The sequence below is a fragment of the Martinezella dioscoreae genome (assembly GCF_009176305.1).
GTDB lineage: Bacteria > Pseudomonadota > Alphaproteobacteria > Rhizobiales > Rhizobiaceae > Rhizobium > Rhizobium dioscoreae.
On the sequence record NZ_BLAJ01000006.1, the window covers coordinates 165,636 to 181,444 of the forward strand.

At 58.3% G+C, this 15,809-nt stretch carries 10 protein-coding genes; 4 read left to right on the forward strand and 6 right to left on the reverse strand.

The window, feature by feature from the left end; translation table 11 throughout:
• The first annotated feature begins 753 nt into the window (after positions 1-753).
• Together GDN47_RS23695 and GDN47_RS23700 are read left to right on the forward strand one after the other, a co-directional pair.
• Positions 754-2,682, forward strand: coding sequence for a methyl-accepting chemotaxis protein (locus GDN47_RS23695; protein WP_152094384.1), 1,929 nt, complete (start codon positions 754-756; stop codon positions 2,680-2,682).
• A gap of 883 nt (positions 2,683-3,565) precedes the next feature.
• On the forward strand, positions 3,566-4,591 hold the full coding sequence (locus tag GDN47_RS23700; RefSeq protein ID WP_152094385.1) for a FecR family protein: 1,026 nt from the start codon (positions 3,566-3,568) through the stop codon (positions 4,589-4,591).
• 70 nt (positions 4,592-4,661) lie between these two features.
• On the opposite strand, the gene GDN47_RS23705 is transcribed toward GDN47_RS23700, so the two are convergent.
• Together GDN47_RS23705 and GDN47_RS23710 are read right to left on the reverse strand one after the other, a co-directional pair.
• Entirely contained in the window at positions 4,662-6,833 is a 2,172-nt protein-coding gene (locus tag GDN47_RS23705; protein WP_285772588.1) for a CHASE2 domain-containing protein, read from the reverse strand.
• Between the two features lie 233 nt (positions 6,834-7,066).
• Entirely contained in the window at positions 7,067-7,813 is a 747-nt protein-coding gene (locus GDN47_RS23710; RefSeq protein WP_308936555.1) for a TetR/AcrR family transcriptional regulator, read from the reverse strand.
• Positions 7,814-7,910: 97 nt separating this feature from the next.
• On the opposite strand from GDN47_RS23710, the gene GDN47_RS23715 reads away from it, so the two are divergent.
• Together GDN47_RS23715 and GDN47_RS32110 are read left to right on the forward strand one after the other, a co-directional pair.
• Positions 7,911-9,134 (forward strand): multidrug effflux MFS transporter, encoded by a 1,224-nt coding sequence (locus tag GDN47_RS23715; RefSeq protein ID WP_145323006.1) that lies wholly within the window; start codon positions 7,911-7,913, stop codon positions 9,132-9,134.
• A 90-nt stretch (positions 9,135-9,224) separates the two neighbouring features.
• Positions 9,225-9,389 carry a hypothetical protein gene (locus tag GDN47_RS32110; protein WP_173002552.1) on the forward strand — a complete coding sequence of 55 codons (165 nt, stop codon included), beginning with the start codon at positions 9,225-9,227 and terminating at the stop codon, positions 9,387-9,389.
• Between the two features lie 391 nt (positions 9,390-9,780).
• Here GDN47_RS32110 and GDN47_RS23720 read toward each other — a convergent pair whose 3' ends face one another.
• The 4 genes from GDN47_RS23720 to GDN47_RS23735 form a co-directional block, all read right to left on the reverse strand.
• The gene (locus GDN47_RS23720) at positions 9,781-10,518 is read right to left on the reverse strand and encodes a carbohydrate ABC transporter permease (RefSeq protein ID WP_233790093.1); all 738 of its coding nucleotides are present in this window, start codon (positions 10,516-10,518) and stop codon (positions 9,781-9,783) included.
• A gap of 140 nt (positions 10,519-10,658) precedes the next feature.
• Positions 10,659-11,552, reverse strand: a complete 894-nt coding sequence (locus GDN47_RS23725; protein WP_152094387.1) for a carbohydrate ABC transporter permease — start codon at positions 11,550-11,552, stop codon at positions 10,659-10,661.
• A gap of 65 nt (positions 11,553-11,617) precedes the next feature.
• Positions 11,618-12,877 (reverse strand): extracellular solute-binding protein, encoded by a 1,260-nt coding sequence (locus GDN47_RS23730; protein WP_152094388.1) that lies wholly within the window; start codon positions 12,875-12,877, stop codon positions 11,618-11,620.
• Between the two features lie 164 nt (positions 12,878-13,041).
• The gene (locus GDN47_RS23735) at positions 13,042-15,783 is read right to left on the reverse strand and encodes a glycoside hydrolase family 2 protein (protein ID WP_152094389.1); all 2,742 of its coding nucleotides are present in this window, start codon (positions 15,781-15,783) and stop codon (positions 13,042-13,044) included.
• Positions 15,784-15,809: the final 26 nt, after the last annotated feature.

Sequence of the window (15,809 nt, forward strand, 5' to 3'; positions counted from 1 at the left end):
CTTAACGCAAATCTCGGTCAACGCGCCGCGAAGCTTAACGCCAAAGGTGAATAACGGAGCAGTCGACTACTCGCGCCACGCGGTGCAGGAAAAGGAAGCAGGGATGATCGAAAGGTTTGACATCATCCACCGTCTTGACGTCCGAGCAAGACCTTGCTTTTCAGCGGTGCGAATGACATCGGTCTCTTGAGGCGCCATGCTGAACGAATTCCGCAATGGACGCTTGTCAGGTTCCTTTCAAGAGTGAGACGTTCAGGGTTTGAGCAACAATTAGCTGCCTGCTCATCGTGCCGGAGAGCATTCACACTTGATCACCAGCCGATATGAGGAACCTTGCCGCGAAAATCCACGCGGCAACGGACCAGCCACTTCATTCAATCTTTGGTTTCCGGAATCTGACGACGATCCTTTTTGTCGATAAGGCTCCTTTCGACCGGCTCATCGCTTCCTTGCCGCCATATTATTAGGAGTAGGAAGTTCCTATCCAGCGGTCCGCTCCGTGGCGAACTTCTGAAAAGGTTACTTTAAAAGATCCGCTGAGCGATATAGTAGTACTTATCGGGACTAGCTTGATGTATACTTTCTCACTGACGTTGAAGATCAACGCCTAGCGGTATGTATCAAGGTAGACAATATAATTGTAGTTGTATTTTTTGATAATTTGGAAATAGATTTCCATGGATCTACATATTTTGACGGATAATTAAGCACAATCCCACATCCTTCTCTTGAGGAAATCTTGGGATATGTTCCATGGCATCGATCCAGCAGAAAATCATCCTTGCAAGCGTGGCAATCTTTGTAATTGCGGGCGGCGCGACTGGTGTTGGCATATGGTCCGCCTCGACCCTGACGCAGAATGCCGAGAAAATAGCAGGGTCGGCTCAGGTGCTGCGTAATCACATGCAGGCAGATATGATGCATGACGCTTTGAGAGCGGATGTGCTGGCTGCGTTGCTCGCATCCGATCCCGCATCCGGCATTGGCTTTGAAACGGTCAACTCGGATCTTTCGGAACATGTCACGTCGTTTCGCGAGATGATCAAGGCCAACAAGGCGCTCGCGACAGATCCGGAAACTCAAAGGGTGCTCGCCGGTGTGGAATCTCCGTTGCTGAGCTATATCGACAACGCAACCAAAATGGTCGCGACCGCTGAGAAGGATCCGGCAGGTGCGTTAAAGGCATTGCCCGATTTCATGAAGCAATTCTCCGCTTTGGAAACCGCGATGGAGAAGGCGGGCGATCAGATACAAAACGTATCGGAGTCGATCTCGACAGAAAGTGCGCGCACAGCAGGTTCCATACGCAGCATCATGCAGGGGCTCCTAGGGCTGACGGTGCTGTTCTCCATCATGCTCTTCGTGTTGTTCCGCAGGACCGTGTCCAAACCCATCCTGGCGCTTTGCGCCGATATGGCCAAGCTCGCGGGCGGTGACACCAATATCGTTTGTACCGGCATCGGTCGAAGCGACGAAGTAGGGACGATGGCGCAGGCTGTTGAAGTATTCCGAAAAGCAGCGATCGCCAAGGGCCAGCTCGAAGCGGACGCGGCAAGGGACCGTCAGCAGGCGGAAGCCGACAGGATCGCCACTCAGCGGCAGGCGGAAACCGATGCCGCGGACCGTTTGCGAGTCGCGACATCCGGTCTTGCCATGGGACTTAAGAGGTTGGCTTCCGGGGATCTTTCTTTCCAGCTCGATGAGCCATTCGCTCCGGATTTCGAAGCTCTTCGACACGATTTCAATACGTCATTGCAGCAATTGAGCAGCACATTGCACGCGATTGCCGAGAGTATTGTATCGATTGACAGCGGCACGCAGGAGATCTCTTCCGGAGCCAACGATCTTTCCCGCCGCACCGAGCAGCAGGCGGCATCGCTTGAAGAGACGGCCGCCGCTCTCGATCAGATTACGGTCAATGTAAGCAACTCGAGCAATCGGACGGAAGAAGCGCGAGCGGCAGCGACTGCCGCCGATCATAGCGCAACCCGGTCGGCTGATGTCGTCAGCAGGGCCGAGGAAGCCATGCAGCGCATAGAGAGTTCCTCCCAGCAGATTTCCAATATCATCGGCGTGATCGATGACATTGCCTTCCAGACTAACCTATTGGCGCTCAATGCCGGTGTGGAAGCGGCGCGCGCCGGCGAAGCTGGTAAAGGATTTGCAGTCGTGGCGCAGGAAGTGCGGGAATTGGCGCAGCGCTCCGCGGCCGCGGCAAAAGAGATCAAGGCGCTGATCAATGCTTCTTCGTCCGAGGTCGATGGTGGAGTGAAGCTGGTGCGTGAAACGGGTGTCGCATTGAAGGAAATCGGTGAGCGCATCTCGGGCATAAACCAGCACATGAACGCCATCGCCGCATCCGCCAAGGAGCAGTCGACAGGCCTTGCCGAGGTCAATGCGGCAGTCAATACGATGGATCAGACGACGCAGCAGAATGCGGCGATGGTCGAGCAGTCGACGGCAGCCTCCGCCGCACTTGCCGCTGAGGCCAGCAAGCTGCGTGAACTCGTATCTCAATTCCGCCTCGACGCCGCGGCCTCCGCCAGCTCGGCAGTCTTGCGACAAACCGCGCGCGCCATGGCTGAGCCATCGCGTCGTGCTTCCGCCGAGCCGGTCGCGCAAACGGCCCGTAGATCGGCTGCCGTTCGCGGTCGAGTCGTTTCCGATTGGAAAGAGTTTTAAGCAAGCCATGGGGCGTAATGGCCAAGGGGCTTTTTTGGATCTTTTCACATTCCCAGTTGGGTTAGAAGCGGAAAGCAGACAACTAGCTCTAGATGGACCATCTCCGGCAGGCTAGCTTCCTGCTTCACCAAACGGGAGCATTGCGCGGGCAATAGGCAACGATAGGGTCTCTATTGCCTTTCAAGTGCTGACAACCTGTACTGTCCATACTGCCGCTGCTGATCGGAACGGTCGCCTGGCTATGGAAGGCCCCTGAGATGGACCGAACCGCAGCATCGGAAGCAACTAAGCTGCCTACTTAAATTAAGGTTTTCTGATTTGCGGATCAAACAGTGCCGGCCGTATGCTTGCGTCTCTATTTCCGCGCGAGCGAAGAAAATCAAAATATCCCGACAATTAAAAGTATCCGTATGAATCATTGCGAAAGGCGCAATCGGTCCCTTTCAAATAATCAACACAGCCGCGACCCGCACTGCGCTGCTTCAGCGAATTGTAGACATGCGGAACTGACCCGTAGCGGTGACTAATCGATGACCGACCATGGCCAACGAGCCATCGTTACCGATCGGTTCTTCAATGGACTGCAATCGTGTGATGAATGTTGCGTCGAGAAGGAGTCTCACGCAAATCCTTCGATCTCGGCAACCTTGAATAGGCTCACCTCTTTTTTTAATGCTATGGAAGAATTGATTCGGATAATGTTATTAAAATTATTCTATGAATTTCCGCTTCGAAGATATGAATGCAATATTATCGAAACTATACATCGGTTCATCCATGATTAAATTCCAGAATTGAAAAATATGCAAGGATATAACCATAGGTCGTGATTTGTAATAAGAAATATATTATGATAAAATATAAATAAGCTTGGGAGGGGAGGGTGTTTTATCTTCGTCACGCCGTGGCCGTTGTGTTGAGTGCCACGCTGCTCGCGCCGCTGTCTTTGAAAGCCGCCGAGAAGGTCGGTCAGGCGGTGTTGATCAAAACCGAGGTCACGGGTGCTGGCGGCCCGCTCGCGGCCGATGATCCCGTTCATCGGGACGAGCAAATTCGCACCTCGATTTCGGGTCTCGGACAGTTCACATTTCGGGACGGCACCAGACTGGCCGTCGGAGCCGGATCGTCCGTTACCATCGACAAATTCGTGTTCGATGACTCGGGCGCGGTGAAAAAGCTGACCGTGAATGCGGCAAAGGGCAGCTTTCGCTGGATGAGCGGAAATTCGAACCACTCAGCCTATCAGATCGTGACGCCGGCGGGAACGATCGGCGTGCGCGGAACAGCGTTTGATTTTTATGTCGGAGCCAACGGCACGACGGCAGTCGTCCTGTTGAACGGCGCTGCGCAATTCTGCGGCGCTGGCGGCTGCAGGCAGCTGAAGCAGCAATGTGATTGCGTCGTTGCGAAGCGCAACGGTCAGATCAGCGAACCTCACCGGGTCAATCGCGACGTTCTCAAAACGCTGGGCAACCAGCGAGCTCTGCCGTTTCTATCTGGGGATCAGCAGCTTTCAGGGCGAATGGGCTTTGTCGGTGGCGGTGGCTGCGGTCTGTCGACGGCGATGAGGAGCCAGCCAAACGGGATCTCTCCACGCAGCGCTCCGGCGAACAATCCCGGTCCGACACAGCCTGATACGCCGAGCGTACCTAACACGCGGGAGCCGACACATACGGAGTCGCCGACTGCACCGACCGAAACTCCCACCACGCCGAATGTCCCAAATACACCAAATACGCCCGACAAACCGCATAACCATGACGATGATGATGGCAAGCATCACGGCGGTCATCATGGCAGGGGCGAGCATGGATGGGGCGATCATCATCGGGGCGACGAGGACAATGAAGGCGATGACGGCGATCATAATGATCAAGGTGATCACGATGGCGGGCATCACCATCGCTGAGGTCCTGAATTGCGAGAGAATAGCGAGTTAGGCCGTCTCCGAGCCTGAAAAGGCTGAATCGCAAAATCAGCTAGATATCGGCTGCCTTGTCCGCGGTCTCGTCGACGAAGTGTCCGCCTCGTCGAGAAATCTGGGCGTAAAAATCCTGCAGTAGTCCTGCTGCCGCCGCTCGCGCCTTAAATTTGGCGGCGCTGATAAGTTTGCGGCTGCCTGTCGAGCGTACCCGAAGGGCATCGACAAGCTGCCTGTGAGCAGCCTGTAGTTCCACAAATCCGGCGGACCTCGCCACGCGTTCGTCGCCGACCACCGCAAAGAGTTTAGTTCGCATGCTCTTACCCTTCAGCGTCAGCGCTCCCGCTTCGAGCAGAGCGCAATCGGGCAGCAATCCTGCCGTCGATTCGGATACCAGAATATCGAAATTGACGTCCTTGCAGGCGGATTCGATACGCGCGGCAATGTTTACGGCATCGCCGACCGCCGTGTAATTGAAACGGGTCTCGGCCCCCATATTGCCGACGCATGCAAGCCCTGTATGGATGCCGATGCCTATTCCGACCCGCCGCGCGTCTCCGAAACCGAAGGCATCGTCGCCATTGAGGTGGGCGAGTGTTTCCCGCATGCCGAGAGCCGCGCGCACGGCCTTGCCGGCATGATCGTAGACATCGACAGGGGCATTCCAGAAGGCCATGATCGAGTCTCCGATGAACTTGTCGAGCGTGCCGTCATTGGCGATGACATGGTGGCTCAGCGCATCGAGCAGCGTGTTCAGAAACGCAACGACTGCGCTTGGGCTCATCTCCTCGCTGATCTGGGTAAAGTTTCGCACGTCGACGAACATGACCGTCAGTTCGCGTTCATCTCCCCCGAGGCGTAGTGCGTCGCGCGTATGCTCGATGCGATGGAGCAGCGATGGCGAGAGGTAGTGGCCGAAAGCCCGCCGCACGTCGCGCCGCTCCCGATCCGTCACGAGAAAGCGGAATGCCGTCGCGGCGAAGTGCGTGATCGATCCAGAGACGATCGGTGCCAGCGGGTCGAAGAGAAGCCCTCCATAAAGAAAGGCGGCCCAGGAGGCCACAAGGGCAAAAAAGGTAATTAGCAGGCCGCAGGCGAGGGCCGCGGCCGGATTGACGAAGGTAGTGACGACCACCAGAAGGCTGCCCAAGAGGGCGATGGACAGGATTTCCAGCCCATCCGCCCAGTCCGGCCGAGAAAGGAAGCGGCCTGAAAGGATCTGCTCGACGATCTGCGCGTGGATGGAGACACCCGGCACATTCTCGTCAAGGGCCGTCGTGCGGACATCTTGGAGGCCGGAAGCGGAGGTTCCGACGAAAACGATACTGCCTTCGATAGCGGTTCTGATATCGGCGGAGGCGCCTTCGGTCGCGAGTATCTTGCTTGCCGAGATATATCGCTTCGCGGTGTCGCGGCTGACATAGAGCCAAAGCTCGCCGGCTGCCGTTACCGGCGCGACGAAATTGCCGATCTTGACTCGGGTGAGGGTATTGGGTGTGCGCGGCGCGGCGTCAAGCACGTAGGTGGAGGCTCCCTGTGCGACGCGAAGCGCCTCAAGCGCGAGATTGGGATAAAGCTGCTTGCCGTCGCTGAGAAAAAGCGGAACCGCGCGTACCACGGCCGATGAAGCGCCCGGATTGAGGCTGATATGGCCGAGCCCCGCGGCATTGGTTTCCAATTGCGGCAGCACAGGCGTGGCGGCCTTGATCGTCGGCGGCGCACCGGAGGGATCTTCGCCGGTATAGGCAAACCCAGCCTTGACCGGCGGCAGATAGTCTCCCTCGTTGGAGAGGCCGAAGCCTAGAACCACCGGCCTTCCCGACAGCGATTGGGAAAAAATCTCATCGTTATCCGGTAGTTTGCCAAGCAGTGACGGATCGATGCCAATGACATCGCGAACGATGTTGCGCGGCGAAAGTCGGTCCGGCTCGGCGAAGAGGATATCGAAAGCGATAGCGGCCGCGCCCAGATCGGAAAGCCTGTCGACAAGGGCGGCAATCCGGTTTCTTGGCCAGGGCCATTGACCGAACTCCCGCAGCGACGCCTCGTCTATGTCGACGACCCGGACGGGCTGGTTATCGAACGTCCGGGGCACCAGGCGCTGATACTGGTCGAATGTCAAATCGCGCGCGAGCCTTAGCAAGGGAGGATCACTTGCCCGTAGGGTCGTCAATGCCGTGACGAAGGCCAGGCCGATCACGACGCCAATTTGCTGCGCACGCGTCACCATTATGGTGTCAGCCCTTTTGCCGTGCATCCCCGGCAATAAGTAACGGTTCGAGGAACTACAAAAATCTATCGGTCTGCTGCGCCACGAAAGAATATGCTGCCTTGTTCCCGATCATGATGCAATGATCAAAATATCGAAGAGATAGAGAACAGAATCTTGCACCGCGATTGTCGAGGCAATGCCGCGGGCGCGCGCCTCAACGGAATGACGTTCGGTCTCCCGACGCGATGCCGTTAGCGCTTGCCGAATGCGCGCAGAAAGGTCTTTGTCGCCTCTCTTGCCATACGATGGATTTCTTCCTCTGCAGTTGGACGGCCGATCTGTTGGTTGATCCGTAGATCTGTCGCGAGTAGCGCCATGTACTGCCGTGCGGCAAGTGCCGGATCCTCTATGTCGAGATGGCCAGCCAGCGCGAGCTGCGCAAGCCGAGCCGCGATGGCTGGGTATTTCTTGCCCGGTCCGTATTCCTTCCAGGTCTCGAACAGTTCGGGAAATCTGCTGCCTTCGGTCTCCAGGAGCTTGCGTAGCCAGCGACCATTCGGATCACAGACCGCCTTGCGTAGGAGAAGCGACGAAAATTCGGTCAGTTCCTTTTCGAGATCGACAGGCGCCACGGGAAATGTGTCCAACACCCGAAAGAAGTCGGCGCTCGACTTCTCGGTGATCTCCGCGACTACAACCTTGAACAGATTATCCTTGTCGCCGAGTTGATTGTAGACCGTCTGACGCGACACGCCGGCCCTTGCCGCGATGGCATCGATGCTCGCCGCCGCGAACCCATCTTCGGCAAATACGTCCGCGGCCGCGTTCAGGATTGCCTGACGTTTGCTGGTGGCGGGCGGACTCTCTATCTCGGAAGAAACCGCTGCGGGCGAAGTTTTCATGACACCACCATATAGGACTTGACTAATTGGACAATGCTGTCCAAAATATTTTACAGGAATGACTGGCTCCGCATTGAACCATTTCCGTCGTTCCACCGTCCTATCTATAATCGCCCACTCAATCCCCGTCACATGCTTTTTGTATGAGGCCTTGCTTCGTCCGGGGAATGTCGTGTGCGGGAAAGGTCTTTCCGTGCAGAGCAAGGATTACGTTTCATCCCCCAGGGCTAGCGGCTCCCACCATGCGATCGTCCTGGGCCTTCTTTCAGCCGTCGGTCTCTTCGCCCTCGACATGTATCTACCCGCGTTGCCGACGATAAGTCTGGATCTTCACGCCGACAGCCATGCAGTCCAGGCAAGCCTGATCTCCTTCTTCGCCGCCATGGCCGTGTCGCAGATTATCTACGGTCCGCTGTCGGACATGTTTGGTCGTAAACGGCCTCTCTATGTCGGTCTGGCGCTCTACATCCTCGGCGCGATCGGCTGCGCGCTCTCCACCGATATTAGCTGGCTGGTCGCCTTCCGTTTCATTCAGGGCACCGGCGCCTGTGCCGGCGTCGTGATTGCCCGCGCCATCGTGCGCGACCTGCATACGGGAGCGGCCGCGGCGCAACTGATGTCGCGGCTTATGCTGGTCTTCAGTATCTCACCCATCCTGGCGCCGCTCGCGGGCAGCATCGTGACGGTGTTCGGGAACTGGCGGCTGATCTTTTGGGTCATGGTCTTCGCAGGCGCTGTCGGCTTTGTCGCGGGCCGCTTTTTCCTCGAGGAGACCCGCCCGGTTGCGGCGCGCAGTGAGAGCAGCCTCGGCGGGGCGTTGAAGGCCTATGGAACACTCGTTAGGGACCCGTATTATCTCGGTCTGGTGCTGATGGCTTCCTTTGGCATGTCCAGCTACATGATTTATGTCGCCAACTCCTCCTTCGTGCTCATCGGCCATTACGGGCTCTCTCCGAGCTTTTACAGCGTGGTCTTTTCCGTGAACGCCATTGGCTTCATTGGCATGTCGCAGATGAACGGCTGGCTTGCCCGCCGGATTGGTTTGCGTAAGGTGATTCGCGGTGCGGTATCTGGTTATGCGCTGACGATGGTGGCGCTGGCCGTCCTGATGGCCGGCGGAGTCGATCGCCTAGACATCATGGCTGCCTTCCTGTTTGCGGGCTATGCCTTTCTTGGAATGATCGTGCCGAATGCGGCGGTACTGGCGCTTGAACATCATGGTCGTATCGCCGGCACGGCCTCGGCGATGATGGGGACGGTCCAGTTCATGACGTCGGCGCTGGTGGTTGGCGTCAGCGGCATGTTCATGGATGGCACGGCGAGACCGATGGTAGCCGTCGTTGCCATCTGCTCGGCCATCGTGCTCCTCCTTTCGATCGCGGTGCTGAAGAGCAGGCATGTGGTGGCCGCCGAATAGATCCTGCTGGGCCTATTGCAGCGCCTGGTGCAGGCCGCTTCACCGAGCCCTCTTCGGCGAGCGAACTGTGCTGCCCAAGGGGTGGTATGCTTGGAAGAAAGGGACACACTGATTGTGTTGGCGCGCGATTGGTACGAACGCGATGGCTGGCTCGGTCTGATGAGGTCGGTCATGGCGCGGCAGTACCTATCTAAGCGAGGCGTCACCGGTTCGAATCCGATCAACGGCACGGTATCCGTCGGTGTGGTGAGCTGATGCTCACCTTCTGTCGAAAGTCTGCGAACCGATGTCCAGGCAGGGGTGATGCCAACGCCCGCGGGCAACAACAAACTTTCGCGCCCCTCCCGAAACTCGGCGACGTTGTTCCTCTCGTCTTAGGAACTGGACCTGCGGGCATGTAGCCGGCGACTTCACGTTTCAAACACGATGCCGTCGATAATCTTTCGGCGTCTTGGCGTTTCGCAACACAGTCTGCCAGACTGCGCCGTCTTCCCTCTCGCGCATGGCCAAGACGCTTGGTTGCAGATCTTTCCCGCGACTTCAGGCGAGTCTGCCGCAGTCTTGTTTTGACGTCATCGCGCTGATCACATAGCCTCGAAGGGTCGGAGAAATTTCCAGCAACCCCGTTACGCCATCGCGCGGGCTGCTATCCCTTTATTCCGGCCGAAAGCATGATCGCCCGCGTGATCTGCTTCTGAAAGACAAGGTAGAGAATGGCGACGGGAAGGCCGGCCAGAACAGCGGCGGCCATGTCCTTGGCAAAACGCACGCCGAAGACATCCTTCACCTGGGTAATCCCAACGGGAATGGTGATCGTGCCGTCCGATGTCGCGACCAGGAATGGCCACAGGAAATTATTCCATGCCGCGATGAAGGTTGTGATGCCGAGCGCGGTGATCACGCCCCAGTTCATCGGCACATAGATCTTCCAGAGCGTTCTCAAGTGCCCGGCATTGTCGAGCATCGCCGCCTCGCGGAATTCCTTTGGAATCTGGTCGAAGAATTGCTTGAGGATGATGATGACCGATGGCACCACCAGCTGCGGCAGCACGATGCCGCCCCAGCTGTTGATGAGTCCGAACATGTTCATCAGCACGAAATGGTTGATGATGAGCGCCTCCGCCGGCACCATCACCGAGGCGATCAACGCCCCATAAATCACGCGGCGGCCGGGAAACTGGATTTGGCTGAGCGCGTAGGCGCAGCCGACGCTCATCACAAGCACGAGAACCGCGATGATCGCCGAGGTGCCGACCGAGTTCATATACCATTGCACGATGCTGGAGTGCTCGACCACGTAACGGTAGGGTTGGAGCGTCGGCGCCTTCGGGAAAAGCCCGGGTGTCCGACTGACCACCTCCGTGTCGGATTTGAGCGATGTCATGACTGCCCAGTAGAGCGGAAAGAACCAGATAAGGGCACCGAATGCCGTCAGCGCGGTCAGTGCGCGCCCGCTCCAACCTCTCGAAGCGACATGACTGTTCGCCGTGGCCGGCTCTGTCCGCGCGCTTGTCGTGAGAACGCTCATTTTTCCCCTCGCGCACGCAGGAACTGATATTGCAGGACCGAGGCAATGAGAATGATGGCGAACAGGATGGTGGCGACGGCGGCACCTTCGCCACCCTTGTTCTGCTTGAAGGCGAGATCGTAGATGACTGTCATGACAACGGCCTGCGCATCCGCCGGCGTGTGAGCGAAATAGCCGAGCAGATAGGGTTGCGCGAAGATCTTGAACTGCGCAATCAACTGCAGTGTCAGAACCAGCGCCGTGACCGGCCAGATCAATGGCCATGTTATTCTCGAAAACACCCGCCAGCGGCTGGCATTGTCGAGTGCGGCCGCCTCGTAGACCTCAGGCGAGATGCTGCGCAGCGCCGCAAGAAACAGAAGGATGTTGAAGCCGATCGTCCACCAGACGGTGACCACGGCAACCGACGGCATGAAATAGGTTGGCGAACGCAACACCGGAAGCGGCCTCCCTCCAGTGAACAGACCGATGATATTCTGGATGACGCCGTATTGCATGTTTGCAATCCAGGTCCAGATCTGCGTCACCACCGATACCGGCAGGATCGAGGGCAGGAAAAAACAGGCGAGAACCAGCATCTGTATGCGGCCGCTCAGGCGATTGATGCCCATGGCAATGAACAGCGCCAGAAACGTGCCGGGGACGACGGTCAGGACGATGAAGTAGAGCGTGTTCAAAAGCGCCTTTTGAAATTGGGTTGAGGAGAGCTGGCGCGCATAATTGTCGAGGCCAACCCATTCGCCGGGGCCGATCAGCGGTGCATTGGTCAGGCTCATTGCCACCATCCGCCATGTCGGGTAGGCAAATATCACTAGAAACGCGACGACCGCCGGTGCGACAAGCAGCGCGGCAACCACATGATCCTGTTTCTTGTTGCTGACCGCGGCCATCCCCCACCTCTCTCGCTGATGCAGCCCCGGGGCAGGGAGGCGTCCCGGGGCTGTCGAAGAAAACGTCACTGAGAGTTCATGTGATCGCGAAACTTCTCGAGCGTTTCCTTCACATCGCCCTCGCCATTGAGCGGTCCCGACGCCATGTTTTGCCAATCGTCGTCGAATTTCGAAGCCGCGCCCGTCAGCGGCGTCTTTGGCATGTAGAAGGCGTTGAGCGCCATGGCGGCATAATCCGCCTGCGGCTTGAGCGCCTTGTAGGCGGCCGAGGTGCTAACCGGTAGATAGGCCGGAATGTGGCCGGCCGCAGCCCATTCCAGTGAGTTCACGTTCATCCAGCGGATGACTTCAAGAACCGCGGCGCGTTTTTCCGGGGTCATGGTGACGCCGACATTGTTGGGGATCACGAAGGAGTGCGAGTCCGACCAGTTGGCGGGCTTGCCCATCCAGGCTGGGATGTTGACCATGCCGTATTCGAAACCGTTGCCCTTGGCGACTTCGGTTTCCATGGTCGGCAGTTCCCAATTGCCATTCAGGAAGAAGGCGGATTGTCCGGCGATGAAGGTGGGAGTGATGGTTTCGGTGTCGATATAGGGCTGCGCCCAGCCCTGTTTCACCCAATCGGCGACTTCATTGTAGGCTTTTTCCATCTTGTCGAAATTGTCGCCCTGCAGGAACTTGCCGTCCGCGGTCAGTTGGCCGCCTTGCTGGCCAAACAGGGTGTAGATATCGCGCAGATCGCCGTTGGACGAAGAAATGACGACGCCGTTCTTGCCGGCGTCCTTCGCCTTGGCCAGCACTGCGCGCCAGCCTTCCAGCGTGTCGATGCCGGTAGGCTTGCCGTCGTCGCCCAATGCGCCCAGCTCTTTCAGTATGGTCTTGTTATAGTAGAGCACTTCCCCATGCACGTCGAAGGGGACGGCGTAGCGCAGATTGTCGACCGTCGAGGCGGCGATCGCGTTCGGTGGATAGTCGCTGTCCTTCAGGCCGACGGCCTCGAGCTCTTTCGGATCGATCGGCGAGATGGTCTTGGCCGCAACCGCGGCCGCCAGGCGTGACAGGTGGTATGTGGCGATGTCAGGCCCCTGGCCGACGGCGGCGGATGTCTGCAGCTTGGTATAGTAGGGAATACCCCATTCGAGCGTCGTGCCCGTGATCTGGATCTTGTCCTTGTGCTCCTGGTTGAAACGCTGGATCAGCGCCTTCATCCGTACGCCGTCGCCTCCGGACAGAAAGTCCCACCAGACGACGTTTTCGACCGCGAATGCCGGAAAGGCAGTCATGAGGGCTAACGCCGCGATCGATGTTCTCAACAGGTTACGCATTCTCTCTCCTCCAGGCTGCTTCTGTTTTCCTCCCGGGCCGCTCTTCACTAAGCGGCCCTTATGCCTCGCGCGGCGGCCAACGAGCCGCGTTATATCCCCTTGCAACTATCTGGACCGCCTCGACCTCCTCCCGGTCATATGCGGCGGTTCAATCTTTTGGCCACCTATCCGGCTGCCGTCTCGATAATGCAATCAAGCAAGGTTGCCGCCACCGGATCGACACCGGCCGCTTCACGCATCAGGCCGAAGGTCGTGGCGACGATACGGCCGGCGCCAACCTTCCTCTCGGCAATGGTTGCACATGGCTTGTGGATCCAGCCCACCATCGTGCCGGCGTGCACCAAGCCGTCGAAATGGATCGGCCGAAAGCCGGTGATGACGCGGTTCGGGTTGACGCCGACGAAGGAGAGATCGGTCAACGGGCCGCCCGGCAGGCGCTCGAATTTTCCCGAACGCTTCACCCAGCTGAAGCCGGTGACCCAATTGCCCTTCCAGATGGTGCCGTTGCGTTCGGTGACGCGCATCTGCGGCATGGATTGCCCGCGATCGCCCCCGGCCGGGTAATTCCAGTTGGGCTGGTCGTTGCGCAAATTGCCGAACGGCAGCGGCGGCACATCGGCAAGCGACACAAAATGGGCGCCGTGCTCCATGGCGTCGATATCGGCCTGACTGAGAGAAGACGCAACCCGCACGTCCGCCTTGCCGGCCTCGACAACCGCATAGCCAAGCGCTGCTAGATAGTGCGCGATCTCGGGTTCGGCCGAGAAGACGGAAAGAGCCGGCTCGGAGCGGCTGCCATAGACGCTGACGTCCAAGCTGTTGCGCGCAATCTCCTTGCCGCTGGCGGTGATCGTAAACTGGACGCTGACCTGACCGCCGGCCATGGTGGCGGTGAAGGGCAGAGAAATTGCCGGTAGATGATGCACCGAGGTCGCGCTAATAGCCGGGATCGCCATTTTTCCAGCGTCCGTCCCATCGATGCTCCAGCTCAGTTCGGCCGCGTGGATTGCCTTGCCACCGGTCGAGATTTCGAGCTCCACGCTCGCCGTATCGCCTGCCCACACGGCATAATGCTGCATGCGCGGGATGATGACGACATCGGTGTTAATCTCGTGGAAGCGATTGTGGTAGGCGCGCGTATTGCGCTGCATGTCCATCAGGCCATTGGCTTCCCAGTGCAAATCGGTCAGCTCGGTGATGACATAGCCCTGAATGGAGGCATGGCGGCGCATCTCCTCGATTTCGAATTTGAGCGCATTGAACTGATGCCACTGCGTGTCTTCGATGAAGGAGCCGAAGGACGGAAAGACCTTGTCGAACTGATAGGTGCGGAAGCGCTGTTCGACGCCATGCGGATAGGTCGCGCCGTCGCTGTCCCACTCCAGGCCATTGATGAACCAGAAAGGTTCCTTGCCGTCCTGCTTGAGCTTGTCGGGATGCGGCAGACCCCACACGCCGAACTCGGAGACGACGAGCGGCTCGTCGCCGCGCCGTCTCGCATCGCCGTTCGGCGAATAGGACCACGCGGGCCGCGCGGCGAAAGCCGATACCCAGTCGGTCCATTCGCGTGCCATTTCCGGAACCGAGGCGTAATAGTGATAGTCGTCTATGTCGGAGACGACATGGAAGTTCGGAATGCAGGCGGAATTGTCAACGACCAGCCGTGTCGGGTCCATCCTCTTCAGCCAGTGATAGGCGCCTTCCAACCAGGCTCGCTGATCGGCGCTTTCGACGAGGCGTGTTCCCCAATCCTCGTTGATGATGGTCCAGATCACGATGGAAGGGTGATTGCCGTCGCGTCGCAGGATTCCTTCCATCGTATCGAGCAGGCGCTTCGCTGATTTCTCGGTGAAGGTCTGAATGTTTGGAATTTCCGTCCAGACCAGCAGGCCAAACCGGTCCGCCACATCGTAGTAGCGTGGATCGGGAGCCTTGATATGACAGCGCAGGAGGTTGAGGCCGAGTTCCTTCGACTTGCGTGCCTGATCCTCCAGAAATTCCAGCGACGGCGGCGTATAGATGCCCTCGGGATAATAATCCTGATCCAGCGCGCCGCGCATGTAGAAGGGGTGCCCGTTCAGAAAGAACTTTCCATCCCTTGCCTCGAAGGTGCGAAAACCGAAATTCTCCTCGGCGGCATCGATAACGTTGCCCCCCTCGGATAGCTCGGCAACGGCCCGATAAAGAGCGGGATCGTCGAGCGACCACGCTTCGACATCGGCGACCTTGAGCGCAGCCGAAATCCGGGCCTTGTCGTTGAGCGCAAATTCGCTCGAAGCTGCGACCGCTCCCTTGCGATCCAGAATGGTGATCTTCAAGGCGCCGGTAAAAGCCGCTGCCAGCTCGACATCGATAGCGACATCGCCCGTTGCGAGATCGGCGCGAATGGCCTGGTGGGTGATATGCGCCTCGCTGCGGCATTCCAGCCAGACCGATTGCCAGATGCCACCCAGCATTCCGTACCAGCTTTGCTTGCCGTGCGGGATCTCGTCGAACGGGAAATCCGGGAAGGCTCGGGCATCGGCGCTTGGCAGCGTAACCTTCACATCCAGACGCAACTCGCCGGTCAACAGATCGAAAGGGATGACGAATTCGAAGGGCAGATAGCCTCCTTCGTGAGAACCGAGCGCGCGGCCGTTGACCGATACTTCGGCGAAATAGTTCACGGCGCCGAAATGCACGATGACCTGACGGCCAAGCCATTCCTGCGGCACGGTGAAGGCGCGGGAATAGGTTGCCACGCCGGCCGCGGCACGCAGAACCGGAAAATGAGCCTGCCAGGGCGCGGGCACGGCGATCGTAGTCGGCGTCCGCCCTTCCAGCTGAAAGTCCCAGGTTCCGTCGAGAGACAGGCGCGCACGCGGCCCGGAACGGGTATCGGCGAAACGGCGGGAGGCGATGGTCATGGCCACGAGCTTTTCGGTTGGATTAA